32 protein-coding genes are annotated in these 24,464 nt (G+C 61.4%); 7 read left to right on the forward strand and 25 right to left on the reverse strand.

Annotation, left to right across the window (positions count from 1 at the left end; genetic code table 11):
* Nucleotides 1-204: 204 nt before the first annotated feature.
* The 25 genes from HMPREF0178_RS04940 to HMPREF0178_RS05060 form a co-directional block, all read right to left on the reverse strand.
* Nucleotides 205-891 carry a lytic transglycosylase domain-containing protein gene (locus HMPREF0178_RS04940; protein ID WP_009379585.1) on the reverse strand — a complete coding sequence of 229 codons (687 nt, stop codon included), beginning with the start codon at nt 889-891 and terminating at the stop codon, nt 205-207.
* The gene (locus HMPREF0178_RS04945) at nt 888-1,304 is read right to left on the reverse strand and encodes an ATP-binding protein (RefSeq protein ID WP_009379586.1); all 417 of its coding nucleotides are present in this window, start codon (nt 1,302-1,304) and stop codon (nt 888-890) included. The genes HMPREF0178_RS04940 and HMPREF0178_RS04945 overlap by 4 nt, the downstream gene beginning before the upstream one ends.
* Before the next feature lie 10 nt (nt 1,305-1,314).
* Nucleotides 1,315-1,650: an STAS domain-containing protein gene (locus HMPREF0178_RS04950; RefSeq protein ID WP_009379587.1), complete on the reverse strand. Its 336-nt coding sequence runs from the start codon at nt 1,648-1,650 to the stop codon at nt 1,315-1,317.
* 23 nt (nt 1,651-1,673) lie between these two features.
* Entirely contained in the window at nt 1,674-2,324 is a 651-nt protein-coding gene (gene sctR / locus HMPREF0178_RS04955) for a type III secretion system export apparatus subunit SctR (protein WP_009379588.1), read from the reverse strand.
* A 2-nt stretch (nt 2,325-2,326) separates the two neighbouring features.
* Nucleotides 2,327-3,388, reverse strand: coding sequence for a type III secretion system cytoplasmic ring protein SctQ (gene sctQ, locus HMPREF0178_RS04960; RefSeq protein ID WP_009379589.1), 1,062 nt, complete (start codon nt 3,386-3,388; stop codon nt 2,327-2,329).
* A 97-nt stretch (nt 3,389-3,485) separates the two neighbouring features.
* Nucleotides 3,486-4,160 carry a type III secretion HpaP family protein gene (locus HMPREF0178_RS04965; RefSeq protein WP_009379590.1) on the reverse strand — a complete coding sequence of 225 codons (675 nt, stop codon included), beginning with the start codon at nt 4,158-4,160 and terminating at the stop codon, nt 3,486-3,488.
* 242 nt (nt 4,161-4,402) lie between these two features.
* The gene (locus HMPREF0178_RS04970; protein ID WP_009379591.1) at nt 4,403-4,894 is read right to left on the reverse strand and encodes a type III secretion protein; all 492 of its coding nucleotides are present in this window, start codon (nt 4,892-4,894) and stop codon (nt 4,403-4,405) included.
* A 2-nt stretch (nt 4,895-4,896) separates the two neighbouring features.
* A complete protein-coding gene (gene sctN / locus HMPREF0178_RS04975; protein WP_005029293.1) occupies nt 4,897-6,213 on the reverse strand; it encodes a type III secretion system ATPase SctN in 1,317 nt (438 codons plus the stop codon).
* A 240-nt stretch (nt 6,214-6,453) separates the two neighbouring features.
* Complete coding sequence (locus HMPREF0178_RS04980; protein WP_232281198.1) at nt 6,454-7,017, reverse strand: HrpE/YscL family type III secretion apparatus protein; 564 nt, start codon at nt 7,015-7,017, stop codon at nt 6,454-6,456.
* A 35-nt stretch (nt 7,018-7,052) separates the two neighbouring features.
* A complete protein-coding gene (locus tag HMPREF0178_RS04985) occupies nt 7,053-7,715 on the reverse strand; it encodes a hypothetical protein (protein WP_009379593.1) in 663 nt (220 codons plus the stop codon).
* Between the two features lie 21 nt (nt 7,716-7,736).
* The gene (gene sctJ, locus HMPREF0178_RS04990) at nt 7,737-8,513 is read right to left on the reverse strand and encodes a type III secretion system inner membrane ring lipoprotein SctJ (protein WP_009379594.1); all 777 of its coding nucleotides are present in this window, start codon (nt 8,511-8,513) and stop codon (nt 7,737-7,739) included.
* 60 nt (nt 8,514-8,573) lie between these two features.
* On the reverse strand, nt 8,574-9,152 hold the full coding sequence (locus HMPREF0178_RS04995) for a hypothetical protein (protein ID WP_009379595.1): 579 nt from the start codon (nt 9,150-9,152) through the stop codon (nt 8,574-8,576).
* A gap of 26 nt (nt 9,153-9,178) precedes the next feature.
* On the reverse strand, nt 9,179-9,553 hold the full coding sequence (locus tag HMPREF0178_RS05000; RefSeq protein WP_009379596.1) for a hypothetical protein: 375 nt from the start codon (nt 9,551-9,553) through the stop codon (nt 9,179-9,181).
* Nucleotides 9,554-9,738: 185 nt separating this feature from the next.
* Nucleotides 9,739-9,999: an EscF/YscF/HrpA family type III secretion system needle major subunit gene (locus HMPREF0178_RS05005; RefSeq protein ID WP_005029280.1), complete on the reverse strand. Its 261-nt coding sequence runs from the start codon at nt 9,997-9,999 to the stop codon at nt 9,739-9,741.
* A gap of 28 nt (nt 10,000-10,027) precedes the next feature.
* A complete protein-coding gene (locus tag HMPREF0178_RS05010) occupies nt 10,028-10,231 on the reverse strand; it encodes a hypothetical protein (protein ID WP_009379597.1) in 204 nt (67 codons plus the stop codon).
* Nucleotides 10,224-11,708, reverse strand: coding sequence for a type III secretion system inner membrane ring subunit SctD (sctD, locus tag HMPREF0178_RS05015; protein WP_009379598.1), 1,485 nt, complete (start codon nt 11,706-11,708; stop codon nt 10,224-10,226). Before sctD ends, HMPREF0178_RS05010 begins: the two co-directional genes overlap by 8 nt.
* Nucleotides 11,705-13,579 (reverse strand): type III secretion system outer membrane ring subunit SctC, encoded by a 1,875-nt coding sequence (sctC, locus tag HMPREF0178_RS05020; RefSeq protein ID WP_009379599.1) that lies wholly within the window; start codon nt 13,577-13,579, stop codon nt 11,705-11,707. Before sctC ends, sctD begins: the two co-directional genes overlap by 4 nt.
* On the reverse strand, nt 13,579-14,022 hold the full coding sequence (locus HMPREF0178_RS05025) for a CesT family type III secretion system chaperone (RefSeq protein WP_009379600.1): 444 nt from the start codon (nt 14,020-14,022) through the stop codon (nt 13,579-13,581). Before HMPREF0178_RS05025 ends, sctC begins: the two co-directional genes overlap by 1 nt.
* A gap of 50 nt (nt 14,023-14,072) precedes the next feature.
* Nucleotides 14,073-14,327, reverse strand: a complete 255-nt coding sequence (locus HMPREF0178_RS05030; RefSeq protein WP_009379601.1) for a hypothetical protein — start codon at nt 14,325-14,327, stop codon at nt 14,073-14,075.
* Between the two features lie 10 nt (nt 14,328-14,337).
* Complete coding sequence (locus HMPREF0178_RS05035) at nt 14,338-14,676, reverse strand: hypothetical protein (protein WP_009379602.1); 339 nt, start codon at nt 14,674-14,676, stop codon at nt 14,338-14,340.
* Between the two features lie 8 nt (nt 14,677-14,684).
* Nucleotides 14,685-15,695: a hypothetical protein gene (locus tag HMPREF0178_RS05040; RefSeq protein ID WP_009379603.1), complete on the reverse strand. Its 1,011-nt coding sequence runs from the start codon at nt 15,693-15,695 to the stop codon at nt 14,685-14,687.
* A 193-nt stretch (nt 15,696-15,888) separates the two neighbouring features.
* Nucleotides 15,889-16,899 (reverse strand): type III secretion system translocon subunit SctE, encoded by a 1,011-nt coding sequence (gene sctE, locus HMPREF0178_RS05045; protein WP_009379604.1) that lies wholly within the window; start codon nt 16,897-16,899, stop codon nt 15,889-15,891.
* 7 nt (nt 16,900-16,906) lie between these two features.
* Nucleotides 16,907-17,404 (reverse strand): SycD/LcrH family type III secretion system chaperone, encoded by a 498-nt coding sequence (locus HMPREF0178_RS05050; RefSeq protein WP_009379605.1) that lies wholly within the window; start codon nt 17,402-17,404, stop codon nt 16,907-16,909.
* Nucleotides 17,405-17,564: 160 nt separating this feature from the next.
* Complete coding sequence (locus HMPREF0178_RS05055; RefSeq protein WP_009379606.1) at nt 17,565-18,110, reverse strand: hypothetical protein; 546 nt, start codon at nt 18,108-18,110, stop codon at nt 17,565-17,567.
* Nucleotides 18,111-18,135: 25 nt separating this feature from the next.
* Nucleotides 18,136-18,426 (reverse strand): hypothetical protein, encoded by a 291-nt coding sequence (locus HMPREF0178_RS05060; RefSeq protein WP_005029257.1) that lies wholly within the window; start codon nt 18,424-18,426, stop codon nt 18,136-18,138.
* Nucleotides 18,427-18,819: 393 nt separating this feature from the next.
* Between HMPREF0178_RS05060 and sctW the strand changes: the two genes are divergently transcribed.
* From sctW to HMPREF0178_RS05095, 7 genes are all read left to right on the forward strand, one after another.
* Nucleotides 18,820-19,944 (forward strand): type III secretion system gatekeeper subunit SctW, encoded by a 1,125-nt coding sequence (sctW, locus tag HMPREF0178_RS05065; RefSeq protein WP_009379607.1) that lies wholly within the window; start codon nt 18,820-18,822, stop codon nt 19,942-19,944.
* Nucleotides 19,944-20,318 carry a type III secretion chaperone SycN gene (gene sycN, locus HMPREF0178_RS05070; RefSeq protein ID WP_009379608.1) on the forward strand — a complete coding sequence of 125 codons (375 nt, stop codon included), beginning with the start codon at nt 19,944-19,946 and terminating at the stop codon, nt 20,316-20,318. The genes sctW and sycN overlap by 1 nt, the downstream gene beginning before the upstream one ends.
* Before the next feature lie 41 nt (nt 20,319-20,359).
* Complete coding sequence (locus HMPREF0178_RS05075; protein ID WP_009379609.1) at nt 20,360-20,728, forward strand: type III secretion protein; 369 nt, start codon at nt 20,360-20,362, stop codon at nt 20,726-20,728.
* Between the two features lies 1 nt (nt 20,729).
* The gene (locus HMPREF0178_RS05080; RefSeq protein WP_009379610.1) at nt 20,730-21,137 is read left to right on the forward strand and encodes a tetratricopeptide repeat protein; all 408 of its coding nucleotides are present in this window, start codon (nt 20,730-20,732) and stop codon (nt 21,135-21,137) included.
* Nucleotides 21,134-23,221, forward strand: a complete 2,088-nt coding sequence (gene sctV, locus HMPREF0178_RS05085; RefSeq protein ID WP_009379611.1) for a type III secretion system export apparatus subunit SctV — start codon at nt 21,134-21,136, stop codon at nt 23,219-23,221. Before HMPREF0178_RS05080 ends, sctV begins: the two co-directional genes overlap by 4 nt.
* A gap of 164 nt (nt 23,222-23,385) precedes the next feature.
* The gene (gene sctS, locus HMPREF0178_RS05090; RefSeq protein ID WP_005029245.1) at nt 23,386-23,649 is read left to right on the forward strand and encodes a type III secretion system export apparatus subunit SctS; all 264 of its coding nucleotides are present in this window, start codon (nt 23,386-23,388) and stop codon (nt 23,647-23,649) included.
* Between the two features lie 115 nt (nt 23,650-23,764).
* Nucleotides 23,765-24,464, forward strand: a 700-nt coding sequence (locus HMPREF0178_RS05095) for an EscT/YscT/HrcT family type III secretion system export apparatus protein (protein WP_009379612.1), incomplete at its 3' end; no start/stop codon positions are given.

The following is a 24,464-nucleotide window of genomic DNA, read 5'->3' on the forward strand; positions in this document are numbered from 1 at the left end:
GAAGGCCTCCTCCCCCACCACCCTCCTCCACCAAAAGCTTTCACCCTTATTGAATCCCTCGCGGCGGCTTTTCCGTGCAGCGAGGGATTTTCTTTGTCTGTCGGCGGGCTCTGTGGGGAAAGGGGAAAAGAAGAGGAAGCGCGGATGAATACGGCGGGGACGTTTTCGAGAGAGTCTTTTCCTTGAAAAGAATAGCCGGAGCGCTCAGTTGTCGGCATCCAGCAGCGACAGCACCTTGCTCACGTAGGCTTGCGTTTCGGCAAAAGGCGGGATGCCCCCGTAGCGCAGGACGTTGCCCGGCCCGGCATTATAGGCGGCGAGCGCGAGATCAAGCCTGCCGAAACGGTCAAGCTGCTGGCGCAGATAGCGGCTCCCCGCGTCCACATTGGCCTCGGGATCGAAAGGATCGATGACGCCGAGCATCTGTTGCGTCCCCGGCATAAGCTGCATCAGCCCCTGTGCGCCCTTCTCCGATTCAGCGATGTTTTCGAAATTGGACTCCACCTTGATCACCGCCGCGATAAGCCGGGGATCGAGCCCGTAGCGGCCGCTGGCCTTGGCCACGAGTTCCCGCCAGACGGTGGGCGGAGGGAGCGTCCCTTTTCCGGCATGGGCGCGGAGAACCAGTTGCGGCGACACCATGCGCGGCAGGGACAGCGCCGCCGCATGGGGCGACAGCGCGTAAATATCCATCTGGTCGAGCAGGTTTTCAGTAGGGATGGAGGGACGCGGCGGCAAGGGGCTTTCGGGTTGGGCGCCGGGATGCACTGGGCGCAGGCGTTGGGCCGGGCGCTCGTCCGTCGAGCGCTCCTCATGCAGGATGACGCCCGCCGAAGCCGTGCCGGATACGAACATCCCCGCCGCCAGGCAAAAACTCAGGACGCGGATCACTCGGGCAGCGCGAAATAGAGTTCGATGATATTCGACTGTTCGTAGTAGGCATAGGTATAGTGGGCCACTACGGACTTGATCAAATGGATGCCGAGCCCACCCACGGGCCGCTCGTCCACGCCGAGCGATACGTCCGGGACCGGCGCTTCAAGAAAAGGATCGAAAGGGGCACCCCAGTCCTGCACCTTGAAGCAAAAATACGGAACGTTGTCGAGCCGCACTTCCCGGCAAGCGACCTGCGCCTCACCCGGGACATCCGGATAGGCATAGCTGAATACGTTGACCAAAAGTTCCTCAGCGGCAAGCTCCACCTGCGGGATCAGCGGCCTGTACGAAGAAGGGATGGTCTCGTGGATAAAGGTATTGACATTCGCCAGCTGCTCAAGACTGGCCGGAACGCTGAGCGTCGCCATGATCGCCTCCTCAGGAAAGGGCGCTGACGGCCTCGTCGCGCGTGGCGTAAATGGGGAGCATGGAGCTGAATCCCGAAATCTTGAAAACTTCCGCCACCATCGACTGCATGGAACAGAACGCCAGCGTCGCCGCGGCGGCCTTACTCGCCTTAACCATCGTCAAAATAACCCGTAACCCTGCGGAACTGATGTATTCGACACCACCAAGATCCACTACGACCTTTTTGGCCCCGGAATCCAGAAGCTCACGGCAGGAGGTTTCAAAACTGCTCGCCGTGGTTGCGTCGATCCTTCCGGTAAGCGTAATGATACTGACGCAACCCTGTTCCGATGTGACAACTTGCATACACGTTCTTCCTGATGTTGTTGCTATTTGTAGCTTAAGAGCAATCCTTGACTGATCTTAAGCCACCCGTCAAGGGTCACGAAAAGCAGGAGTTTGAAGGGCAGGGAAATGGTCATGGGAGATACCATCATCATGCCCATCGCCAACAGGATATTGGAAATGATAAGGTCGATGGCGATAAACGGCAAATACAGCAGGAACCCCACCTGAAACGCCTTGGTCAATTCGGAAATGGTAAACGCGGGCACGAGGATCAGCATGTTGTCTTTGGAAATCTGATCATGCTGTTCCTTGGGCCAGATGCGCTTCGCCGTACTCATGAAGGCCCGGAGCACGCCGTCCTCCGTATTGTCTGAAAGGAACTTGCGCAGCGGCGGCGACAGCTTGTCGACGATGCCGATGACTTCCTTCGGCGAAGGCTCCGCGCTGATCTGGAGTTTCTCGGCGATGTCCATCGTACTCATCATCATGGGGGCCATAATGAACAGGCTCAATATGATGGCAAGGCCGTTCATGACCATCGCGGGCGGGACCTGCTGCACGCCGAGGGCGTTGCGGACAAGCGACGTGACCACCACGATCTTCACGTAGGACGTGACCATCATCAGGAAAAACGGAGCAAGGCCCAGCAAAGCCATGCCCACAATGAAATACAACGGATTGACGCCCGTCATGCCTACTCTCCCACCTTGCCGAGGCTGACGACCTGTACGCCGAGCGTCCCGTTCAGATCCACAAGGCGCCCCTTGCCGACGGATTTGCCGTTGGCATACAGCGTGACCGGGGCGAGCGCATCGCCGCCGAACGCGAAAGTATAGCCGGGGGCGAGCGTCTCCACGTCCCGCACCGTCATGAGGCGGCGTTCCAGTTCAAAGGTCAGCGTCACTTCCAGTTCGCCGGTATCGACGCCTTCGGACGGCGCGGCCCCGGCAGCCGTATTGTTTTCGTCGGACATGGGCCCCTCCTCGGGATTCAAGACAGAAAGGATGGTCGCGCAGCCCTCCGCGAGAGAGCAGGCGAACGCAAGGGAACGAGACGTGGCGCAGAGGCGGAGCGTAACGCGGCCCTCACGCGCCGGATAGGTTTCCGGCAGCAGCACATCGTCAGGTTCAAGGGAAGACAGCTCGTTGACGGAAAGACGCATACTCCCCGCTTCGAGGCTGACCGGAACCGGCACGTCCCCGGCAAGCCCCAGTGCGCGGCGGCGCGGCAAGGCGTCCAGACGTTCCGCCAGTTCGAGCGCGCTCTCCCGATCCGGGAGGCACAGCCTGACAGGGATTGGATACGCCTCTGCTGAGGCCCCCGCCCCCACCGGCACGCGCAACGTCAGGGGAAGCGCACAAACGGCCGGTTCCGCCGCTTCGATCATCCGGGCGTTGCGGACAGCTAGCGGCATATGCAAAAACGTTTGCGCCAGTTCCGCCAAAGGAGCGGCCAGCAAGTCGAGAACCGCCAACTGCAGCGCCTCGGGCAGTGCGGCGTTCGGCGGCACATCCGCCACTGCCGGATGCAAAGCCAGCAAGCGCAGGCTGCCGAGTTCCACGCGCCATGTCCGTTCGCCGCAAACGACGTCAAAAGCGCACACCGGATGGACCGGAGCCACAAGGCCCCCGGCCTCCAACGCGCACGGCGTACCGGCCACATCAATGGGCCACGGCTGCGCCCGCGTGCACAGCAGGTTGAAGACGTGCGCTTCAAGCGGCGAAAGCGCCGGAGCCCGGAAAGGCAGTATCTCCATGTACTCCTCCGCCCCCGGCAATGGAGGGCTGTTACAAAAAGTTTCGGGCTGCGCCTCTTCAAACGGCTGGCGCGGCATCCCTCCCCGTGCGTCGGGGTCAGGCATCCCGTTCGTCCGGAACGACATACTCGCCGCGCGACTGCCTACGCCCATCGCCGCTCTCGGCTTCGGCCCCACCCCGTTCAGAAATCACTTCGACGCGAACATCCTTCTCAAACGACCCAAGCCGCGCCTTCAAGGATTCCTGTGCGCCGACGAGGGTCTGAAAGGATGCCGCGTTGTCCGTCGCCAAATGTACCGACAGCACGCCGTCGCTCCCGCGCTGAAGCCGGATTTCGGTTCCGGGGAGGACATCCTTGCCAAGGGTGAGGCGTATCTCATGGCCCCCGTCGGGCCCGGAAACCAGAATCCGCTCCACGAGCTTTTCCGCCAGCGCACCCAAATCCGGAGCATCTCCGGACGGAGCCGCCGTTTCAGCCGTCTGCGCCGTGCGTCCGGCAAAAAGCGTATCCAACGGCCCGGTCATCCGGGAAAACATGCTGGAAAGCGCCTCGGCCTCGGCTGAGGTATCCTCGTCAGGAGCACGGGAAGCCCCACGTCCCCCGTCGGACTCCTCTCCTCCGGACCCCTGCCGTTCGTCAAGCGGACCCCGCCGCATGGCTTGCCGAAAGGTATCCACGTCCGCACCTGACGGCGCGGCCATGCCGGAATCCGCAGATCGGCCTTCAGCCTGCCCGAGCCGGGACATATCCACCTTCATAAAGTCAGCCATACGACACCTCCCGCATTCCTCCGCTTATGGACGGGTTTCTTTATTTTGAAAGGGCTATCGCTCCAACCGGCGCTCAATTCCCAAAATGCCGTAAGAACATAATGGACACAAAAGGCATTGGAAAGAGCGGGATAGCTTCCGTATCGGCAGATTTGAGGAAGCCGGATGGAAAAAACGTCTCTCCAGAAAATTTTCCCTTCCTTTCCCCCAATGCTTCCTGCCCCTTCGAGGGTGAAACGCCCCTAGAGCTCGCCTTCGGTCCCCTGAGGCGGCAACGGTTTGAATTCTTCCATTTCCAAATCTTCCAGACGCTCGGCCTCGCGTTTGGCCTCGACGAGCCAGATGTCCCGATGCGTCACGATTTTGGCCGTCTCGTGCTGAGCCTGCCGCGCGGCCTCCCGGGCCTTGCGTACGTCCTCCTGACGCTTTTTTACGTTTTCAAGCGCTTGGACGATAGATTCTTCCAGCTTCAACTCGCCATCGGCCAGCGCACCGAGCCCGACCTTGAACACATCCAATTCCTTGAGGCTCAGGCCCTTGCCCATGATCGCGTCATAGCGGCGCTCGACCTCTTCCTGACGCCAGACCTTGTAGCGTTCCAACTCCTCGCGGCACCGCTCCACCGCCTCCTGCGCCTCAACCACGGCGCGCTCGGCGGCGCTGAGTGCATTCTTGGCCGCATCCTCCCGGTATTCGCGTACGTTAAGCAATGGAGCCAGCGGATACTTTTCCACGCTCAGGCCACCACCTTATACAGCGCCTGCAGCGTTTCCTCAAAAGTGCTTTTTTCGTCCAAACCCTGCCTGAGGAACGCGTTCACGGCGTTGATCCGGGCCAGCGCGTCGTCGGCTTCCTTATCCGATCCTTTCTTGTATTCGCCGATCTGCACGAGCAATTCCACCTCGGCGAACTTCGCCAGCACCTTGCGGAGCGCCTGCGCGGCTTTCTTGTGCTCCTTCGTAACGATGGCGTTCATGACGCGGCTGACGCTGGCCTGCACGTCAATGGCGGGGTAATGGTTCGCCGCCGCCAGCTTGCGGGACAGGATGATGTGCCCGTCAAGGATGGAGCGGGTTTCGTCCGCAATGGGCTCCGTCATGTCGTCGCCCTCCACCAGTACGGTATACAGCGCCGTGATGGAGCCCTTGTCCGAATTGCCCGCCCGTTCCATCAGCTTGGGAAGCGTCGAAAACACGGACGGGGGGAAGCCGCGCCGGGTCGGAGGCTCGCCCGCGGCAAGGCCGATCTCGCGCTGTGCGCGCCCGAAACGGGTCACCGAGTCCATCATGAGCAGAACGCTCTTGTGCTGATCCCGGAAATATTCCGCCACCGCCGTGGCCGTGTACGCGGCCTTGAGACGCTCCATCGACGAGCGGTCGGATGTGGAGACGACCAGCACGGCCTTTTTCCGCCCTTCCGGGCCAAGATCGTTCTCAATGAACTCACGCACTTCGCGGCCGCGCTCGCCGATCAGCGCCAACACGCACACATCGGCGGAACAGCCTTTGATGATGCTGGACAAGAGCGTACTTTTACCGCCGCCAGCCGCCGCGAAAATGCCCATGCGCTGGCCCTCGCCGCAGGTAAGCACCCCGTCGAGCACGCGCAGGCCCAGAGAAATCGGCCTGTCGATGATCTTGCGGAGCATGGGGTTCGGAGGATCGGCGTAAACCGGATAGTGGGTCCGGGGCTTGAGCGGCGGCCCGCCGTCGATGGGATCGCCGAGCCCGTTCAGGACGCGCCCGAGGAGATCTTCGCCCACGGGCACGGAATGGATTTCCCCCGTCGGGATGACTTCGGTTGCGGGCGAAATACCCTGCAAATCGCCGAGCGGCGTCAACAGGGCCACCTGCTTCACGAAGCCCACGACCTCGGCCCGGAGCGTCCAGTCCTCCCACGGGTTGCGCAGGATGCACAGTTCGCCGACCTTCACCCCCGGCACCACGGCCCGGATGATGGTCCCCACGACCTGCTCCACGCGGCCCCGCACCTCCACCGAGGCGGTCGACTGCACCGCTTCCTCAAGAAGCGCTCCGATATATTCAAAGGCCATAGGGCATCCATCCGTTTGTCAAACCATATCCGCGATATCCAAGCAGGTTCGCCCAATCGCCCCTCCGCAAGAGCCGAAAATGCGGGCGTGGCCCCAAAACGTCCTTTCTCAATCCGTGCCGTGCAACGGCACACGCCGCTCTATAATGGAGGAACCGTGTACACCAATGAATCGGGCTGCGATCACATTGAGGCGGGCGGCTGAAGCGGTTGTCGGCGTTGTTCCCGCAATCGGTACGCGCTATGAAGCGATTTTGGAGCGCAGGGCGTTTTCCAACGCCTTGAGCTGTGTCTCGAGGCTGGCATCGACCACGCCGAGCTCGCTTTCCAAAAGGCACGCCCCCCGCTCAAGACGCGCATCCGGCACGACATCCAGAAAACTGGTCCCGCCCGGCACGGAAGCCAGCATGGACGCCAGTTCCGCCCTGACGGCCTTTTCATCGGCGGGTGCCACGCGGATCGTCACGTGCTGCTGATTGCGGACCGTCACCAGCGCATTGCGGACGATACGGACGATGCGTTCGTTTTCGTCAATCTCGCCGATGACCTTGCGCACGGCCACAGCAACCACATTCACCAACGTGGCCTCAATGCCTTCGATGTACTCGACCGACGACAGCACGGTTTCCATTACCTTCTCGGCATGTTCGAGGCGGCCTTCCTCCACGCCGTCGCGGTAACCTTCCTCGCGCCGCCGCTCATAGGCCTCCCCGGCCTTGCGCTCCATGTCGGCCACACGCTCACGGGCCGCGTCGAGCACGGCATTGGCCTCCAGAAGGGCGGCAGCCTCAGAGGCTTTGAGCACACGCGTCCCAGCGGACGGAGTTACCGTGTCCCCGGTCAATCGAAACAGGGAGCCCATTGCGGTGCAACCTCCTTCAGCAACAGCTTCTTCAGACCAAACCATACGGCCCGCTGAACCGCAGGCGACACCGACAGCGGCGCATCCTCAAGATTCTCGGCGGCCCGTTCCTTCAAGGCTGTGGGCCAAGGAGCGCGGCAAATGGCAATCGCCAGACGGCCGTGGCGCTGCATACGTTCCAGCAACGGCTCCCGGACGTCACGGCTCAGAAAAAACTGCCGCACACTGCCGAGCTGATACTGCCCGCGCTGGATGCCATAGCGGTACAGCGGTTCCCCCAGGGCTTCACGCAGGGCCAAGACCGGCTCCCGGGTGATAATGCGAGCCAGCTCCGCAGCGTGGACACACACGCCGAACACTTTGCCCAGACGCTCCAACTCTTCCGCACTCAGGAAGGCCAAACGCCGTGATTCGTCGGTGAAATCCCAGAACCCTTCTTCCGGCGGCGCGACAGGCCACGCCAATACGGGCGAGCCACGCCGCGAGAGTTCCGCCGCCACAACCGCCGTGTCCAAACCGGGAACGCGCCACTCTTCGGGGCAGTCCGGCGCAGCGGAGCCCAAGCGGCCGTTGAAGGCCAGCATAGCCCGAAACAGCGCGGGTTTCCGTGCGATGATGTCGGAAAAAAACGAGGTATGCATACCTGTCCGGTCGTGCCAGCGTTACGACGACTGATCTTCCGAGGCGTTCGCCGCCTCTTTGCGCTTCCGCAGGGCATCACGCAGGGAAAGCGCCAACAGCACAAATCCGGCGAGCGCCGCCAAAAAGACGATCCCCGCGCCGATCAAGGCATATGGCGGCCCATTCTCCGGCGCGATCGGCAATCCGAGGAATTTCGGGGTTGGCTCCATGGGTACGGAAACCTGTTCCCGAACCGGAACGAGCATGACGGAAACACGTTCATAGTCGAGATCCGGCACAGCTTTGGACGTAAGCTCACGGATTTTGGCAACCAGGTTGACGACAGGCGAATCCGGGGTATGGCGGAGGAAAACGGCGGCGGAAGGCAGGGTACGCGTATCGGTGGCCTGATCCGTACCTCCGAGCACCACATGGACGCGGGCCGTCAGCACGCCGTCGATACGGGAAAAGGTGTCGGACAGCTCCTGCGAGATGGCGTAGGCCATGCGAGCCTGTTCCTCCGAGGCGGACGAAATCATCCCCTGCCCGGAAAAAACTTTGCCAAGGTTTTCATAGTCCGCCCGAGGGAGATTGTTTTCTTTCAGTATTTCAAGGGACTGAACGAGCTGATCCTCATCCACGGACAAGGTGAACCCAGCCTTTCCAGCGGCGGTTTTCTCGGCCCGGATGCCGCGCTTGAGCAGCGTGGACAGCATCGTATTGACCTGCGCCTCGGTCAGCCCGCGGTACACTTCTACCTGACAGCCCAGAAGCGCCGCACAGAGCAGCAACACCAGCAGAAACGGGAGCCAGCGCATCCCTTTTTTCCCGGACCCATGTGCTTCCGTCATATGTCCACGCCCCGTTTCCGTCACATTCTACCCCTGCTGCTTCAACAACGATTCAAAACCCTGATTGACCTGCTGCGACAACTTCGCCCCGCCTGTAGCCTGTACCCGGAGCATTCCCACAAGGAATTGCAGCTGGTACAACTCCGTCGCGGAAGCGTTCCCGCCGCCGACCCGCTCGAGCAGCCGGGCCAGCTCCTGCATATCGTCCGTCTGAACGGCATCCGTCCGCCCTTCCACGGCCTGCGTCCCGGAAGGCGATTCTATCCGCATCGTGCCGCCGATGCCGTCAACCCGGCTCCCCTCGGGGATGCCATACACGGGATCTTCGGAAGGGTTCGGAGGGCTTGCCTCATCCGCACGCGTCACTTCCGGGATATCTTGTCCGGTCCCCTCAAAAGGGCCGTGCCCCTGTGAGCCTTCGGCAACGCCCTGCACGGACGGGCCGCCCTGTCCATCCGGCGCGCGCAGCGCATCCTCGAAGGCACGCACCAGCTCGGCGGGAGGTTCTCCCTGCGGGCCAAGGCTCCGCAGTTCGGCCCCCTTGGAGACGCCCAGCTTTTCCAGCGCCTCCAAAAGTTTTGAAGCCCCAAGACCGGAAATGTCCACGACTACCTCCGCCGGATTACACCAGCCTACGGTTCTTGCCGGAGTTTTTCAAGCAACCCGGCGGCCAGCTCCGCTCTCGGGCCTTCGCCGGCGGCCAGCGGGGCAAGCACAGCTTCGGCTTCGCCTTGCCGCCTCGCCAAGGTGTAACACAGACCAAGCAGCGCCTGCGCGTCCTCATCTTCCGGCATGGCGGCCAGCACTTCATCTTTCAGGAGCCGTTCCGCCTCGTCGAAATCATCCACCACAATATGGCTCAGGGCCTTGCCCATGAGAGCGGGCGCAAATCCCGGGCGGAGCGCGAGCACCCCCGCGTACATGGCACGCGCATCCACCACGTTTCCTCCGTGACATGCAGCGTTGGCGACATCAAGCAAACGGCTGATCTGGGTATCGGACAGCATGGCGTTTCTCCAATCGTAAAAAGATGCGGGCAGCTCGGGCAACCCCGGCTAAACGCAAAAAGGGGAGAAGGGGACAGCCCCTTCTCCTTGTCCGTCATCCCGTCCGACGCGCCATGCGCGGGATGGAGCCACGCAAAAGCATCCGGGGTGCGGTCCCGGAACCTGATTCCGGACGGGAGACGAACTCAACCGGTACGCTGGGCAAGGCTCTTCATCATATCCGTCATGCTCTTCGTGACGGACGAGAGCGATTCCAACATGGCATTGTACTGCCCGACTTCGAACTGGAGGGCCATCATGTCCTCGGGGCTGACTTCGTCCTTGCCCAGCATCTCGGTCATCTTGGCCTGCAGATCCTTGCCCTTGCTGCTGATCGAATCCAAGCCGCTGTTGAACAGCTCATTGACGTTCAATCCCGGCGTTCCACTCGTGCCGTTGATATTCATGGCAAACTCACTTTGGTTAGAAATCCTTTTACTTCGCCATGTTGTCCATAGAATGCAACGCAGCCTGTGTCGCTTCCCGGACGGCCTGCGCCACAGCCCATTCGTCGGGGGTCAACCCCGTATCCATATGCCGTTTGACGGCCAGATCCATTTCCAGAACGTCATCCCGGATGCCCTGCAAGGCGCGGGGATCGTCAAGGACATCCAGCACGGAAACCATCGCGTCACTCATTGGAACCTCTCAGTCGATACACGATTATCCGCCCATCCTTACGGAGCTTCAACTCCTTCACGTCGATGGACTCGAGCACATATCCGCCGGGGAGCAGACCGCCCTCAAAGACACGCTGCCCCGTAGCCAGACTGATGAAACGCATGGGCGTCAATGTTACCCCGGTTACCCGGAGTTCCGGCACATCATCGGCTTGCGGCGCGGGAGCGTCTCCCGCCTCCGCCTGCTGCGGCGCCGCGGCTTCACGCCCGACTTCGGCTTGAGACCGCTTTTTCTCGAACGACGCAACCACATCGAACACGACCGGGACGCCGAGTTCCGCACGGGCCTTGTCCAGCACGCCGTCCAGGCGGATACGCTGGGCCACATCGAACCGGCCCGCAAGCTCCACCTTTCCGGGCAGGAACCGGACCTGCACAAAAGCCAGATCCGCCTCTTTCAAGAGCGGCAACAGGACCGCTTCAACCGCGTCGGCGTGACGGATAGTCCGGTCCAAACGGCTCCAGACGGCTTGCTCCCGCAGTTCCGGGACATCTTCGCGGACGGCGGAAAAGGCCTGCTCTTCCACGAGCCCGTCCTTCATGTACCCGGCAAGGTTCAGGCCGTCGTCCGGGTTATCCGTCTTCTCCTGCACGGAGAGGGAGAATCCCCGGCTTGCGAAGGCTGACGTTACGGCATCGACCCTGTCCCCGCGGAGCGTCACATCAAGATAAACAGGGTATTGCACACCTTGTGCCAAGCGCAGCAGATCGGCCCTTTCGGAATCGTCGCGCAAGACTCCCTGCACGCCGACGCCTTCATTCTGAGGAGATACGACCAATGTGCGAAAACCGTTTTCGTCAATAATCGTTTGGATTTCCTTGACTCTCGTTTCCGCATCCGGGGTTCTGCCCGCATAGGAAAAGGTCAGTCCGCACAGGCCCAGCAAAAGAAGAAAGGACAGGGCCAACCTCTGCGGCGGCAAGGAGCGCAACCGCTCCCAAAGCGTTTTGCCAACGCCGTTGGCGCCTACAGAAGTCCCTTCTTCCAACAGTATCATCGGATCACCGAGATCCATGACCGGCTCTTCGCGCTGCGGCTCCGCAGGTTCCGGGCGTTCCTGCACCGAACGCCGCTCCTGCAAGCCGGACGCGACCTGACGCCATGCGTCCGCCGACTCGCCGGGCTCCGCCCACGCCATGCAGGTCAAGCCCAGGAAAAACGGCGTACGCGCGGGGATGTCCGCACCGTCGGACGGCAAGGGAGCGCCATCAAGCAGTATCTCGCCGTCGAGCGGCGTCACCCGCACGGACGGGACGCCGTCCCCGGAAAAGCCTATGACGATGTTCGCGTGCCGGGAAGCGACTGAACTGTCTTGAAGAATGATGTCGCAAGAGTCGTCGGACCCTACAAGCTGATTCCCTGCGGGCAAGACAAGTTCCGCCCCCATGTGGGGGCCGGAAAAAAGACGAAAGACTATCAAGCCAGAGGCACTCATAGCGCTCCCGCAGGCCGTGCCTGCGTCTGTACTCCGGGCGATTGCCGCGCCGCGGGCGGCGACAACGGGATCGCCGTGGCGGGCGTCACCGTCTCCAGTTCGGGCCGTTTCCGGGAGCAGCCGCTCTGCGGAGCCGCCGGAACCCGTTCCTCATAATCGGCCTGCGTCGGCGATCTGTGGAATGTGGGTTCGTCCACGCGGGGGGGCGTCGTCGGGATCTCATCCAAATGGATAACCTTCGGCGTGATGAGGATCAGGCGCTCCATGCGTTTGGTCCCCTTGCTCGTCGTCTTGAAGAGGTTTCCGAGCACGGGGATGTGCATGAGGATCGGTATGCCGCTGGCATCCGTGGACTTCTGCTCGTAGTAGTACCCGCCGATGAGCAGGCTCTGCCCCGCGCCCACGATGGCCTGCGTGTTGATCTTCGTCTGCTTGATGGGCGGAACGCTGTTGTCGCTGACCGGCGCATCCTTGCTGTCGTTCTGGTCGTCCTGCACGCTGACCGCGAGCTTGATGGAGGTTTGGCCGCGTTCGTTGCGGATGATGTGCGGGGTTACGCGCAAGACCGTCCCCGCCTCGACCTTGAACAGATCCACCGCCTGATAGCCTTCCACCTGAATGTAGTAGGTGCTGGTGTTTTCCAGCGTGGCCTGCACATTGTCCACGGTCAGCACCGAAGGCCGCCCGAGCATCCGGGCTTCGCCTTCCGCCTCCAGCGCCTGAATGCGGGCAAGGAAGAAGTCCGCCCCGTGCGTATAGATGGTGGACAGATTCATGCCCGTTCCGGACGGGGTACCCATCGTGGGCAGAGGCGAAAATTTGTCGCCGGTGCCGGAAAACTCACCTCCGGTGCTCCAGCCCTTGTCCCGGCTGTTCGCGCCCTGATACGTAACGCCGAGATCTCGTTTAAAGTCGGAATCGATGTCCACGATGGCGGCATGGATTTCCACGAGTTCCACGGGCCTGTCGAGATCCGCGATAACCTTGGCGTAGTACGGCATCCGGTATTCGGCATCATTGACCAGCACCGCATTGACGCGCGGATCGGCCATGATGTTCACTTGCGTGGCATTCTGCGGAGCGGCCTGTCCGCCCTGCTGCGCGGCGGGGGCGGGGGCATCGGGAGCCACGGGCGTCATCCGTCCCTGCGCGATGAGCCCGGTGCCGGACAGCTTGTCCACAGTGGCGGTGTCCTGCGTCACCCGGGTCGCGGAATTGGGCGAGCCCGTGACCATGGCCCTGAGGATGCTCGCCACTCCGGGGATGGTCACCGTCTTGTCCATGCTGTTGACGGACATGTCTTCCGCCCACGCATACTTGAGCGGAAAGACCTTCATCACGAAATTGGTGATCTGCGCCTCTTCAAAGGCGGTGACGGCGGCTGAAATCTGGGCAAGGTAGGTGGGCGGGCCGGACACGACGATCATCGCGCCGCCGGGGGCGAGCGTCGCGGGAAGTTGCGGGGCGAACACCGCCGATTGCCGGAGCATCTGGTACAGGCGCTCCGCAGTCATGGCCCGCGGGGTGATGAACGTCCGCGACAGTTCCGATTCGCTGTAAAAATAGAGGGTGGAGCCGAGCCGATACCATGTCACGCCAAAGGCGGCCTGCATCCCCTTCAGGAAGGTTTCCGGGGGAACGGCATCAAAGCGCCCGCTCACCTTGCCGACCACGCCGGGAGAGAACGAAGCGCCGAGCCCCTGCGAGCGGGCGAAGTTCGTGAGGATGACGGTCAGATCCTCATCGTCCGCATAATGCGTGTACGGACGGGAAAATCCCCCTTGGACGGCAAACGCCGGGCAAGAAACCAAAAGCACTCCGAAAACGAGTGCAAAAACCATCAAGAGCGAAACGCCACCACGACAACGCATCAGCGCCCCATATTCCAGGCTTGCATACCGGAGAAGAAAGAAAACGCCAACGCGCCAACGCCCTGCACCTGTCTCTTCCACCATGCCAGATCATTCAAAAAGTCCTTGGCATATCCCGGCATCGAGGCAACGCCCTCCGCCAAAGGCACAACAAGGTGCAGTGAAAACCTGCCTTCATCCACCGAAAGGACCGTCCTCCGGGTACGTGCGGCCGCCGCCACACGGGAGGCGCACTTCCGCAAGAGCTCGTCCGCATCCTGTTCCGCGTCGGGAAGCGGGCCAAGATCGGCCCGCAGGATGCCCGTCCGCCCATCAGGCGAAAAAAACTCCATGTCCAAATCGCCTTCAAGACGAAAGCGGAAGACGCCGTCCGCGCCGGGAGAGGCCTTTTTCCAGCCCGCAGCCGCCGTCAGTGCGTTAACGGATTCCTGCAAAAGCGACATGTTGCCTCCTTGAGGGAACTATGCGGTCTTCCACAACGCCTTGTCAATCATCAAACGCGGATGCCCCAAACGTGCGGCATGGGGCCCTTCCCGCACGAAGGCGTATCCTTCAGGCATTCGTCAAGCTGGCGGTCACAACGCTCCACCCGTTTGCCGAGGGCCTCGATTTCCCGTTGTTCGGCATCCGTCAGGGCCTCCAGGGAACGCCCTTCCGCTTCGAGCCTCTCCGCGATGGCCGACAGCGCCGCCGAACATGCGCTCAATTCTTCCAAAAGCCGATCTTGCGGTTCGCTGTTCGTTACCATGATCCTCCCCCTAATTGTACTGCAACGAAGGGACGGCTATGCCCCTTCTGGAGCATAGGGATTCGAGCTGCTCGAGTTTAAGCGGCATATGGGAAACGACTCCGGACGCCGAGCGGCTTTCCAGATAGACCATTTTGTTGCCGTCATGGTCGTGGTACGGCGTGAAGCCATAGGTGGAGCCCCGGCTGTCCCGTTCCGTCACCGTGGGCCCCGCAGGCGTAATGCCCTTGTTCGCCGCCGCGCTGATGGCGTTCGACACGCTCTCGATCGACGCGCCCCCGTTGGCAGATACGCCCGCATTGGGGGAAATTCCCGAAACCTGTTGCGTGGAAATGCCGTTGATAGCCATACGACCTCCTATCCCAAAATCCGTGAACGGGTCTGGTTCATATTCTGCTGGATGGCGTCCTGCGTGGAAATCGACTTCTGGATCAGTTCGGACAGGCTGTCGTTGATGCTCTTCAACGCATCGCGGCTAGCCCGCATCCGCTCCTGATCGGCTTCCATCTCCTTCATGGCGGCGTCGTACTGCGCCCCGATGAAATCCCCGACGGAACCGACGATGCCGCTTACTCCCTGCCCGAGCTGGGACATGGACTGCCCCATGACGCCATAGGCTTGCGAGGTCCCCGAAGCCCGCCGCTCCGCAGCGCTCGGATTGGCTGTGGCGGCGCGGGCGTCGTCCAGCTGCGCACGGCTTCTGTTCAGCTTGTCAGTCGTCTGCTGCAGCTGATCTTCGGCCCGAAGCTTCTCCGCCCCTCTGGCGGCTCCATGCTTGTCTATGTCCTTCGCAATTTTATTCAGCCCTTTCTGTTGAGTATGCTGCTGCTTCTCAAGGGCCCGCGTTTCTTTATTCAGCTGGTTCTCATTCAGTTCCTGCTGGCCCTTCGCCTGCCCCTTGGTTGCGGACAGCTGCTTCATGCCCATGCCGAACTGGACAGCGCCCATGCCGATGTTGATCGCCCCGGACACGACGCCGCAGACGAGCTGCGCCACGGCCTTTTTACGGATTTCATCGGCCTGCTGCTCCATCGACATGGCGATACTGTCGGTTTGCGCTTTCATGACCTCACGGTTTTCCTTGCGCTGTTCGGCGCTCATTTCCGTAATGAGGGCATTGATGCTCGCCATCGGGGAGGCCACGCCCACCCATCCGCCGAGTGATCCGGAAGAACTTTTCGGCGGGGTGAGCGTCGGCAAATCGTTGCGGACCTGCGCGGCGGCCTCCTGAAAGGAAAGCCCCGCATCCATCGCAACCTGCAGCTCCTTGTCCACGGCAGCCCGGGAAACATTGACCGTCCCCGCATCGTTTATCAGTTGATTGTAAACCTGTTGTTGATCGGATGACAACCCTTGTATGCCTGACATATGCGTATCCTCTTACTGCTTACGGCCTTCCCGTATACGATCAGGCCACCGCTCATCCCGGTACGGGAAAACGCGGACTGCCCTCTCGGCCACCCACGAAACGCCGCATCCATCACGCGGCGCAAGCCTCTTCCTCCGCGCACATCAACCGGAAAAACCGGAGTGTGACGTGAGAGCACCGCCTTCCACCGCGCTAGGCCATCGTCGGCGCAACGTTGGTCAAGATAGCCGTCTGCGATTCGGTACATCCCTCAATAATATTGTTGACGTCTTCGAGCATCTTTTCCGCGCGCTCCATGACGCCCTTCAGGAAATCAAGCTCCATGTCCTGCGCCTGCTGGATGCGTTCCAGAATGGCTTCCAGCTCCTTGGTATCCGCATAGCTGGTGGAAATCTTGTAATCGTACACGGAACCGGCGATATTCGTCGCCCCACTGCCCATCTGCACGACACTGCTGGCGATATTCGTCACCTTGAGCGTCGTTTCGGCCACCTTGGACAGCGTTTGCTTGGCGCTCGATATGGCGGAAGCAGAGGAGCCGCCCATAGTCAGCCCGATGCCCACGATGGTGATCGCAAGCTCGCAGGCCATGCCGACATACCCGGCGATGTCTTCCGGAACCCCGAGCGCCTTCAATCCGGCGGCAATCCCGGCGCTGATGCTTACCTTGCCGTCGGTCGCCATGCTCACGGCGCTGTTGATGGCCATAGTGAGCATTACGGCCCCGCCCGCAATGAGCAGGGGATTCCCTGTAGCCGCCCCGGCCACGATCGTGGCGACGCTGGCTATGGCCCCCAAAATCACGCCGACCCAACTGAAAATCTTCTTGAAAATATCGAGGATACCTTTGGATTTCATGGAGTCGAGGCGATCCATGATCTCTTCCAGCTTCTTCTCGTTGATCTCGGCGCGCTCTTTTCCCTTGGCGTCGATGGAGGCCACGCCGTCTTTGGTGGCCTGCGTGCGCGTCTCGTTGCTGATCATCTGGGCCAGCGTTTCGAGCGAGAGCCCTCCCGCCGTGGGCGGGGCCAGCCTCGGCAAGTCTGAAGATGAGGATGACGCACTGGGGGAGGAAGACGGCAGATCCGGCAGCGTGATTTCCTGCAGGGCCTTTTTGATGGCCTCCTGAAGGTTGTTTACCTCAACGCCTCCGGCAAGCTCCATGAACTTCGAGCCGACCTGAAAATCAATGGAGTTGGGCATGGGAACCTCACTTCTCGGCTTGTTCGAGAATGGCGAGCATGGCCGAGGCTTTGCCTCGCGCAGCATCGTGTTCGGGGTTGCCTTCTTCGCCCATGGAGAGCGCTACAACGAACGAGCCTTTGGCCTTTTCCCGATCCCCCATCTTGAGATAGCACATTCCGGCCTGAAGCACGGGCACGGGACTGGAAAGCGCCCCCATCGCCGAGCAAAGCCCGTAGGCGTCCACGGCTTCCTGATACTTGCCGTTGGCCTGACGGCTTCCGGCGAGCCCCATCCAGAAACGGGGATCGTTGTGATCGTACAGACACAGCCCGGAAAAGACGGTTTCGGCGTCCTTGTAGTTGCCGGACGTGTACAGGTTATATCCAAGGCTATACAGTGATTCCAACATATCCTGAGAGACGTTGCATACGTCCCCGATGGTGGCACCGTTCAAGACGGCTTTGGTCATCGTTTCAAGTTCTTCCTGCGTATATTCGACCGCCGCACGTTTCTGTTCTGTCATGAAAAGCTCCTCGGGAACCACCCGCAACAGCGGGAAAAAGGGTGTTGGCGAAAGGTCAGCCCGCAGATCCGGGTCCCCCCAAGCAACCGCCATCCGGTGAAGGGGCATCCCCACATGTACAGGAACCATCCAGACGGGGCTGCCCCTGCGAAAGGGATCTTTACTGGCCGCGAGCCACGGCGGTAAGCGTCTGCATACCGGACTGGATAGCCGAGTTCGCGCCCTGCGTATACGAATTGTACTGGCCCATGAAGTCCTGCACATACACCATCTTGGTCTGGATATCCGTGCCGATGGTTTCCTGGTAGGCTTGCAGGGACTGGATGGCCACGTCCCACTCGTCCTTATTATGCAAGCTGTCCGCAGTTGCCTTTGTGGGGTCTTTGACTCCACCGGTGGTCAAATCATAGGTGAGATTGTTTTTATCCATAAATGCCCGGACATCCGCAGGCATTTCAGTGCATCCGCCGCTGTCTTTGGCCTGATTCTGGAGTTCGCGGCACCTCTGGAGCATGTCGGCGACTTCCTTCTGTTCGGCCTGAGCCCCCTCGATTTGCTTGATGTAACCGAGGGCCGAATCCTTGGCCGAGGCGGCCAGTTCCATCTGGAGCTTGGCAAAAACAAAGTTGACGCTTGTGCACGTGCCGAGGCTGCCTACGCCGCTGATACTTCCCGAACCGCCGACTCCACCGACACCCTGACTCATACTCATCTCCTAATATCGTAAAAGATTAAAGACGAACAACACCACGGCGGCCCGCGCCGGGAGCTTTGCCGGAAGGACGGTTATCCAGGGAGGCTTGCGCCTTGCGGGCTTCCCCGGCGCGCTTGGCCTCTTCCTTCGCTTTGGCGACGAGCGCTTCCACTTCCGGCGTCATCGCCTCCTGCTGCTTGAGATCGTCTTCCGTGAGCCCCATGCCCTTGAGCTGCGCATCAAATTTCTGGTTGAGGCGGGACAGCTCGTCCTTGAGGGCGTTGAGCTGTTCTTCCTGAGCCTGCATGTCTTTTTCCGTGAATGCCATGTCGTTGCTCCTGTGTTGGTGCTTCATTTTTAGCATGTTCCGTGCCAAACAAACAAATACGGGGAATTTCGGCTCATCAAGCCTTTTTGCATGATTTTCCGTGCGCAGAAAACAAACAATATTGGCATCATTTCGCCTTCGCATCTACCAACATTGTTCTCATCTATTGATAAATCTTCTTTGACAACTACTACAGCCTATTACCCAAATCAATCAAAAAGGAGGCGCTTGTAAGACGTTGCGGCCTATGATACTCGCTAGGCGATGATTGGCATATTTCTCGCATGATTTCTTGCGGGCCGGTATGGATCGGTTCCCGGAATCACGTGTTCCCGCAGCCTCCAGGCACGGGGGCCGACTCATTTCCCGGCGGGGAGCCGGGCAGGAGGAGGCATGTCCATAGATTTTTCCGTCACCACTATGAGCCAGATGGCCGGAGGCGCAACCGCGTCGACGGCGGGCTCTCTCGCCACGGGCTCACTTATGGGGAACGCCGCCGCGCAGGTGGAAGACCCCATGTCTCTGCTCGCCGATGCGGCCGAAGAACTGACCTTTGCGGCTGACACCACTGACGAATACGAACTTGAGGACCGCAAGGAGCGGGAACGCGCTGAAGATGCCTATGCCGAGCGCGTCAAGCTCTATCAGGATCTCATGCACGAGGCGGGCAAGTCGCAGAACATCGATCGCCTGAAGGACAGCCTGCGCGCCCGCGAAGGCCGGGAAAAGGCTTCGCGTGAGGCGCTTTACCGCTTCCCGGACCCGAGCGACGCCTATGCAGCCCTTTCCGAGGCGCTCGACGCCTTTTCGGATGATCCGTCCGTCGATCCTTCCGTTATTGAAGATATCCGGCAAGGGCTCGCCGAACTCGAAACCGAACACGGCCCGCAGATCCGTTCGGGCGTCCAAGGCGCGCTCGCCGCTGCCGGATATCCCGAACTGGACAGCGCGGACGGCCTGCGCGACCTGTACCGCCAGACCGTCTGCGACTTTACGGACGTCAACGCCGCCTTCGCCCACATCCATGAGAAATACGGCGATGTGGGCTTCGGCAAGGCGATGGATTTCCTTTTCAACGCGCTGGGCAACGATCTCGCCACGGACGTGCCGAGCATGGAAACCACCCATCTCGAAAGCGTCCACGCCACCCTCGAACAGGTGCGCCTCCTGCAAAGCACGCATGTCCAGTGCGAACGCCTGCTCCAGCGCTGGCAGGATGTCCACGGGGTCCAATGCGGGCTTGCTCCGATGGAGCTGCTCGGCGATCTGGTTGACCTGCGCAAAGAACATTTCCTCGGAGCCATGCAGATCGATCGCATTGCCTCCAAGGCCAAGGCCCCGGATATCGAACGCGAAGTGCTGTTCCTTCAGGAACTCCTGAATATGGCCCGCAACCTGCCCGTCCAGCTTTTCGACGGCGAACAAGGCCGCATGAAGGTCATCGACGCCGTACAGGAATCCGTGGACACCGCCATCCGGCGTGAAGACGAATACCTCGCCAGTTTGGGAGACGCGTGATGATCGAACGTGAAATCGCCGAATTCGGCAGACGCATGGGTATGCCCGCCTTTTCCCTTTCCCCTGCGGGGCTCGCCGCGCTCGACGTGGAGCGCCTCGGACGGCTCCACCTGGAGCTTGCCGAAAGCGCCGGGGAGCGCGAACTGCTCGTCTACCTCGCGCGGGCCGTGCCGGAGTATGACGTGAAAGCCCCGCGCCGCGTGCTCGAGCGCTGCCATTACCGGCACGCCGATCCCATGCCGCTGTCCGGGGGGGTGCACAAGGGCAATATTGTCCTTCTCACCCGTTTCCCCGAACGACAGGCGACGGCGGCGGGCATCGAAAGGGCCGTCCAGTTCCTCAGCGGCGTCATGGATACCGTCGCCAAGGCCTGATTCCGCAACCTCGGTTTTCTTACCGGCAAAGGAGAACAGCCATGCCGAGCATCAACCTTCTGGATCCTTCCCTCGGCATCCAGACCATCATGGAGAGCCCGGCGGCAACGCGCGGCGGCATCCCCGAGGCGAGGCCCCTCGCCTCCAATGTCCTGCGCGAGGCCGGGCTTGAGGAACTGTATTCCCCGAGCAATGCGCACCACCTCGTGGAGCAGGCGCTCTGCCCGGATGCGGGCGACGGCGACATCCTCCGCCCGGAGGTGTTTTCCGGCAACCTCGCGGGATGCCTGGAAGCCTTGAAGGATTCCGATGATCCCGCCGTCCGGGCGCTGGCCGACGGCGAACTGGCCCCGCTGCTACAAAACAAGGAACTCCTCAACGCCTACATGGGCCTGATGATAGGGGGTTAAGGTGGCGCTTACGCAGGAACAGCGCAACACTCTGTCCATTCTGGGATATCTGTATTACCGCATGGGGCGTCTGGACAATGCCGCCACGGTCTTCGCGGCGCTGGACAAGCTCGCCCCCGAAGGCATGGACGCCATTTCCCGGAGGGCCGCCGCTACGCTCGCGGCCATTGAAACGGATCGCGGCAATGCCGAAAAAGCCCTCCAGCTCCTGCACCGGGTCATGGACGGGCAAACCCTCTCCACCCGCCATGCCGCCCTGCACCTGCTCCGGGCACGCGCGCTCTGGCAGCAGGGGCGCAAGGATGAAGCGAGGGCCGCGGTCAACGAATACCTGTACCTCGCCGGCAACGGTCCGTCCGCGCAAGCGCTGGCCGAGCCCCCCTTCAACGGCATGGGCAAACGCGTATGAGCCTGTTCACCACGGCCCGTTCCGCCGTCGGCGTGGTCACGCGCCACAACGACATCAACATCGTCTTCCTGCTCGTCACCGTCATCGCGCTGATGATCATCCCGCTGCCCACGCCGGTGGTGGATACGCTCATCGGCGTGAACATGGCCCTGTCCTTCACCATCCTGATGATGACCATGTACGTGCGGACGGTGCTGGACTTCTCGGTCTTTCCCACGCTGCTCCTGTTCACCACCCTGTTCCGGGTGGGCCTCAACATCACGACCACGCGCCTCATCCTGCTTCAGGCGGACGCGGGCGAAATCATCTTCACGTTCGGCGAATTCGCCCTTGGCGGCAACTTCGTGGTCGGCGCGGTGGTCTTCCTCATCCTGACCATCGTGCAGTTCCTCGTCATAGCCAAAGGCGCGGAGCGCGTGGCCGAAGTCGGGGCCCGCTTCACCCTCGACGCCATGCCCGGCAAGCAGATGTCCATCGACGCCGACATGCGCGCCGGAGTCATCGACATGGAGGAGGCGCAGCGCCGCCGCGAGCGCATCAGCCAGGAAAGCCAGATGTACGGCGCCATGGACGGCGCCATGAAGTTCGTAAAAGGCGACTCCATCGCCGGGATGATCATCGCCGTCGTGAATATCGTGGGCGGCACGATCATCGGCATCACCCAGAACGGCATGACCGCCGGGGACGCCCTGCACACCTACGGCATCCTCACCATCGGCGACGGGCTGGTATCCCAGATCCCTTCGCTGCTCATCTCCATTTCGGCGGGCATCCTGATCACCCGTACCGGCGATTCCGACGACAACGTGGGCTCGCAAATAGGCGTCCAGATTTTCGCCCAGCCCAAGGCGCTGCTCATGGCGGGCGGGCTGGTGTTCCTCTTCGCCCTCATCCCCGGCTTCCCCAAGCCGCAATTGTTCACGCTGGCGGCCCTCCTCGGCGGGCTCGGCTATGTGCTCAAGCGCGTCAACGAAACCCCGCAGGCCCCGGACGCCAAAGAGGAACTCTCCAAGTCGCTCACGCCCACGGCCCGCCCCAAATCCCGCCCCGGCGCGGCGCGGGACGAGTTCGCGCCCACCGTGCCCATTATCCTCGATATCTCGGAGGACATGGGCGCATCTCTTGATTACGCTTCGCTCAATGAGGAACTGGCGAACCTGCGCCGCGCGCTCTATTTCGATCTCGGCGTCCCCTTCCCCGGCATCAACATCCGGCCCAACCCCGGCCTGCCGGAGCTTTCCTACGTCCTGAACGTCAACGAAATCCCCATGTCGCGGGGGAAACTCGAAAAAGGCATGGTCCTCGCCCGCGATACCAGCGAAAACCTGTCCATGCTTGGCGTGGAATTCAAGCTCGGTGAACGGTTCCTGCCCGACGTCGAGCCCCTCTGGGTCCCCGAGTCCAAGGCCGCGTCGCTGGAGCGCGTGGGCATCAGCATCATGAACCATGCGCGCATCCTCGCCTACCACCTTTCGCTGCTGCTCGCCCGGCACGCCTCATCGTTCCTCGGTATGCAGGAATCCAAGTACCTGCTCGACAAGATGGAGGAACGCGCCCCCGATCTGGTCCGCGAAGCCACCCGCCTGCTGCCCACGCAGCGTATTGCGGAAATCTTCCAGCGGCTGGTGCAGGAGCAGATATCCATCCGCGACCTGCGGAGCATCCTTGAAGCGCTCATCGAGTGGAGCCCCAAGGAAAAGGATACCGTCATGCTCACCGAGTACGTCCGCAGCGCCCTGAAGCGCCAGATCAGCTACATGTATTCGAAGGGGCAGAACATGCTGCCCGCGATCCTGCTGGACCCCTCGGTCGAGGAGACGATCCGCAAGGCCATCCGGCAGACCTCGGCGGGCGCATTCCTTGCGCTCGATCCCGATACGACGCAGCGGTTCCTGCGCGCCGTAACCGAGTCCGCCGGGAAGTATACGGCCAACACGCAGAAGCCGGTACTCATGGCTTCCATGGACATCCGGCGGTATGTGCGCAGGCTTATCGAGGGCGAGCATTACGGCCTGCCCGTTGTTTCGTACCAAGAGGTCACGCCCGAGATCTCGATCCAGCCCGTCAGCAGGATCAGGTTGTAGAGAGAGAGAGAGAGAGAGAGTCGGGGGAGGGGAAAGGGACCCTTTGGAAAGGGTCTCCTTTCCCCTCCCCCGCACCCCCTCCCCTATCCCCCCAAACTTTTTGACTGGTGGGGAGGCCGCACGGCGGGAGTCCCGTCAGCGGAACCCCCGCGCCGGACAGCACTATGGAATCAGCCGCCATCGATTACGCCATGAAAGCGCTCTATCTGGTGCTCATGTTGTCGATGCCGCCCATCATCGTGGCCTCGCTCATCGGCATCCTGTTGAGCCTCATTCAGGCGATCACCCAGTTGCAGGAACAGACGCTGACCTTCGGCGTCAAGCTGCTGGCCGTAGTCCTGACCCTCTTCATCATGGGGGGATGGCTCAGCGGTGAAATCCTTCGCTATGCGGACGATATTTTCAGCCGTTTCTACATGATACGCTGATTGGCGAGGGCCGGGGAAGACCCCGGTGCGAAGAAGAGGGCTAGGATAGGGGGAGACAGCGGCATCGCCGGGCGGCACGTTGCAAAGCGGCCTGCATCTTCCACGGAGGCTTCATTTGGATTATCAGGCACTGTTCAACGAACTGCACCTTTTCGAGCAACTGCTGGCGCTGCTGGTGGGGATGCCCCGGCTGTTCATGCTCGTGCAGGTGGCCCCGTTCATGGGCGGGAACATCCTCACGGGGCAGTTGCGGACGACCGTGGTTTTTGCCTGTTATCTCGTACTGCACCCCGCCATCGTCGCCAGCCTCCCCGAAACGCAGGGCCTCTCTCCTTCCACGTTCGCCCTGTACGGGGCCATCCTTGTCAAAGAAACGCTCATCGGGATGCTTCTCGGCTACCTGTCCGGCATGTTGTTCTGGACCATCCAGTGCGCGGGCTTCTTCATCGACAACCAGCGCGGCGCGTCCATGGCGGAAGGGGCCGATCCGCTGTCCGGCGAACAGACTTCGCCGCTCGGCTCGTTCTTTTTCCAGAGCGCCGTCTACCTGTTTTTTTCCACCGGCGCATTCCTCGCCCTGCTTGGCGTGGTTTACGCCTCTTACGAAATCTGGCCGGTCACGCAGCTCATCCCGCTCAGCGTGTTTAAGGACATCAACCTCCCGTTGTTCTTCGCCGGGCGCGTGAGCTGGCTCCTGCTCATGATGCTTCTGCTCTCAGGCCCCATCGTGGTGGCCTGCCTGCTCACCGACGTTTCGCTCGGGCTCATCAACCGCTTCGCTTCACAACTCAACGTGTATGTGCTTGCCATGCCCA

The sequence above is a fragment of the Bilophila sp. 4_1_30 genome (assembly GCF_000224655.1).
GTDB classification, from domain to species: Bacteria; Desulfobacterota; Desulfovibrionia; order Desulfovibrionales; family Desulfovibrionaceae; genus Bilophila; species Bilophila wadsworthia.

Coding starts and splice junctions, on each gene's coding strand:
- HMPREF0178_RS04945 (WP_009379586.1), bottom strand. CDS start 1,304: ATGGCGACGCTCAGCGTTCCGGCCAGTCTTGAGCAGCTGGCGAATGTC.
- HMPREF0178_RS04950 (WP_009379587.1), bottom strand. CDS start 1,650: ATGCAAGTTGTCACATCGGAACAGGGTTGCGTCAGTATCATTACGCTT.
- sctR (WP_009379588.1), bottom strand. CDS start 2,324: ATGACGGGCGTCAATCCGTTGTATTTCATTGTGGGCATGGCTTTGCTG.
- sctQ (WP_009379589.1), bottom strand. CDS start 3,388: ATGGAGATACTGCCTTTCCGGGCTCCGGCGCTTTCGCCGCTTGAAGCG.
- HMPREF0178_RS04965 (WP_009379590.1), bottom strand. CDS start 4,160: ATGGCTGACTTTATGAAGGTGGATATGTCCCGGCTCGGGCAGGCTGAA.
- sctN (WP_005029293.1), bottom strand. CDS start 6,213: ATGGCCTTTGAATATATCGGAGCGCTTCTTGAGGAAGCGGTGCAGTCG.
- HMPREF0178_RS04985 (WP_009379593.1), bottom strand. CDS start 7,715: ATGCATACCTCGTTTTTTTCCGACATCATCGCACGGAAACCCGCGCTG.
- sctJ (WP_009379594.1), bottom strand. CDS start 8,513: ATGCGCTGGCTCCCGTTTCTGCTGGTGTTGCTGCTCTGTGCGGCGCTT.
- HMPREF0178_RS05000 (WP_009379596.1), bottom strand. CDS start 9,553: ATGCTGTCCGATACCCAGATCAGCCGTTTGCTTGATGTCGCCAACGCT.
- HMPREF0178_RS05005 (WP_005029280.1), bottom strand. CDS start 9,999: ATGAATATCAACGGCACGAGTGGAACGCCGGGATTGAACGTCAATGAG.
- HMPREF0178_RS05010 (WP_009379597.1), bottom strand. CDS start 10,231: ATGAGTGACGCGATGGTTTCCGTGCTGGATGTCCTTGACGATCCCCGC.
- sctD (WP_009379598.1), bottom strand. CDS start 11,708: ATGAGTGCCTCTGGCTTGATAGTCTTTCGTCTTTTTTCCGGCCCCCAC.
- sctC (WP_009379599.1), bottom strand. CDS start 13,579: ATGCGTTGTCGTGGTGGCGTTTCGCTCTTGATGGTTTTTGCACTCGTT.
- HMPREF0178_RS05025 (WP_009379600.1), bottom strand. CDS start 14,022: ATGTCGCTTTTGCAGGAATCCGTTAACGCACTGACGGCGGCTGCGGGC.
- HMPREF0178_RS05030 (WP_009379601.1), bottom strand. CDS start 14,327: ATGGTAACGAACAGCGAACCGCAAGATCGGCTTTTGGAAGAATTGAGC.
- HMPREF0178_RS05035 (WP_009379602.1), bottom strand. CDS start 14,676: ATGGCTATCAACGGCATTTCCACGCAACAGGTTTCGGGAATTTCCCCC.
- HMPREF0178_RS05040 (WP_009379603.1), bottom strand. CDS start 15,695: ATGTCAGGCATACAAGGGTTGTCATCCGATCAACAACAGGTTTACAAT.
- sctE (WP_009379604.1), bottom strand. CDS start 16,899: ATGCCCAACTCCATTGATTTTCAGGTCGGCTCGAAGTTCATGGAGCTT.
- HMPREF0178_RS05050 (WP_009379605.1), bottom strand. CDS start 17,404: ATGACAGAACAGAAACGTGCGGCGGTCGAATATACGCAGGAAGAACTT.
- HMPREF0178_RS05055 (WP_009379606.1), bottom strand. CDS start 18,110: ATGAGTCAGGGTGTCGGTGGAGTCGGCGGTTCGGGAAGTATCAGCGGC.
- HMPREF0178_RS05060 (WP_005029257.1), bottom strand. CDS start 18,426: ATGGCATTCACGGAAAAAGACATGCAGGCTCAGGAAGAACAGCTCAAC.
- sctW (WP_009379607.1), top strand. CDS start 18,820: ATGTCCATAGATTTTTCCGTCACCACTATGAGCCAGATGGCCGGAGGC.
- sycN (WP_009379608.1), top strand. CDS start 19,944: ATGATCGAACGTGAAATCGCCGAATTCGGCAGACGCATGGGTATGCCC.
- HMPREF0178_RS05075 (WP_009379609.1), top strand. CDS start 20,360: ATGCCGAGCATCAACCTTCTGGATCCTTCCCTCGGCATCCAGACCATC.
- sctV (WP_009379611.1), top strand. CDS start 21,134: ATGAGCCTGTTCACCACGGCCCGTTCCGCCGTCGGCGTGGTCACGCGC.
- sctS (WP_005029245.1), top strand. CDS start 23,386: ATGGAATCAGCCGCCATCGATTACGCCATGAAAGCGCTCTATCTGGTG.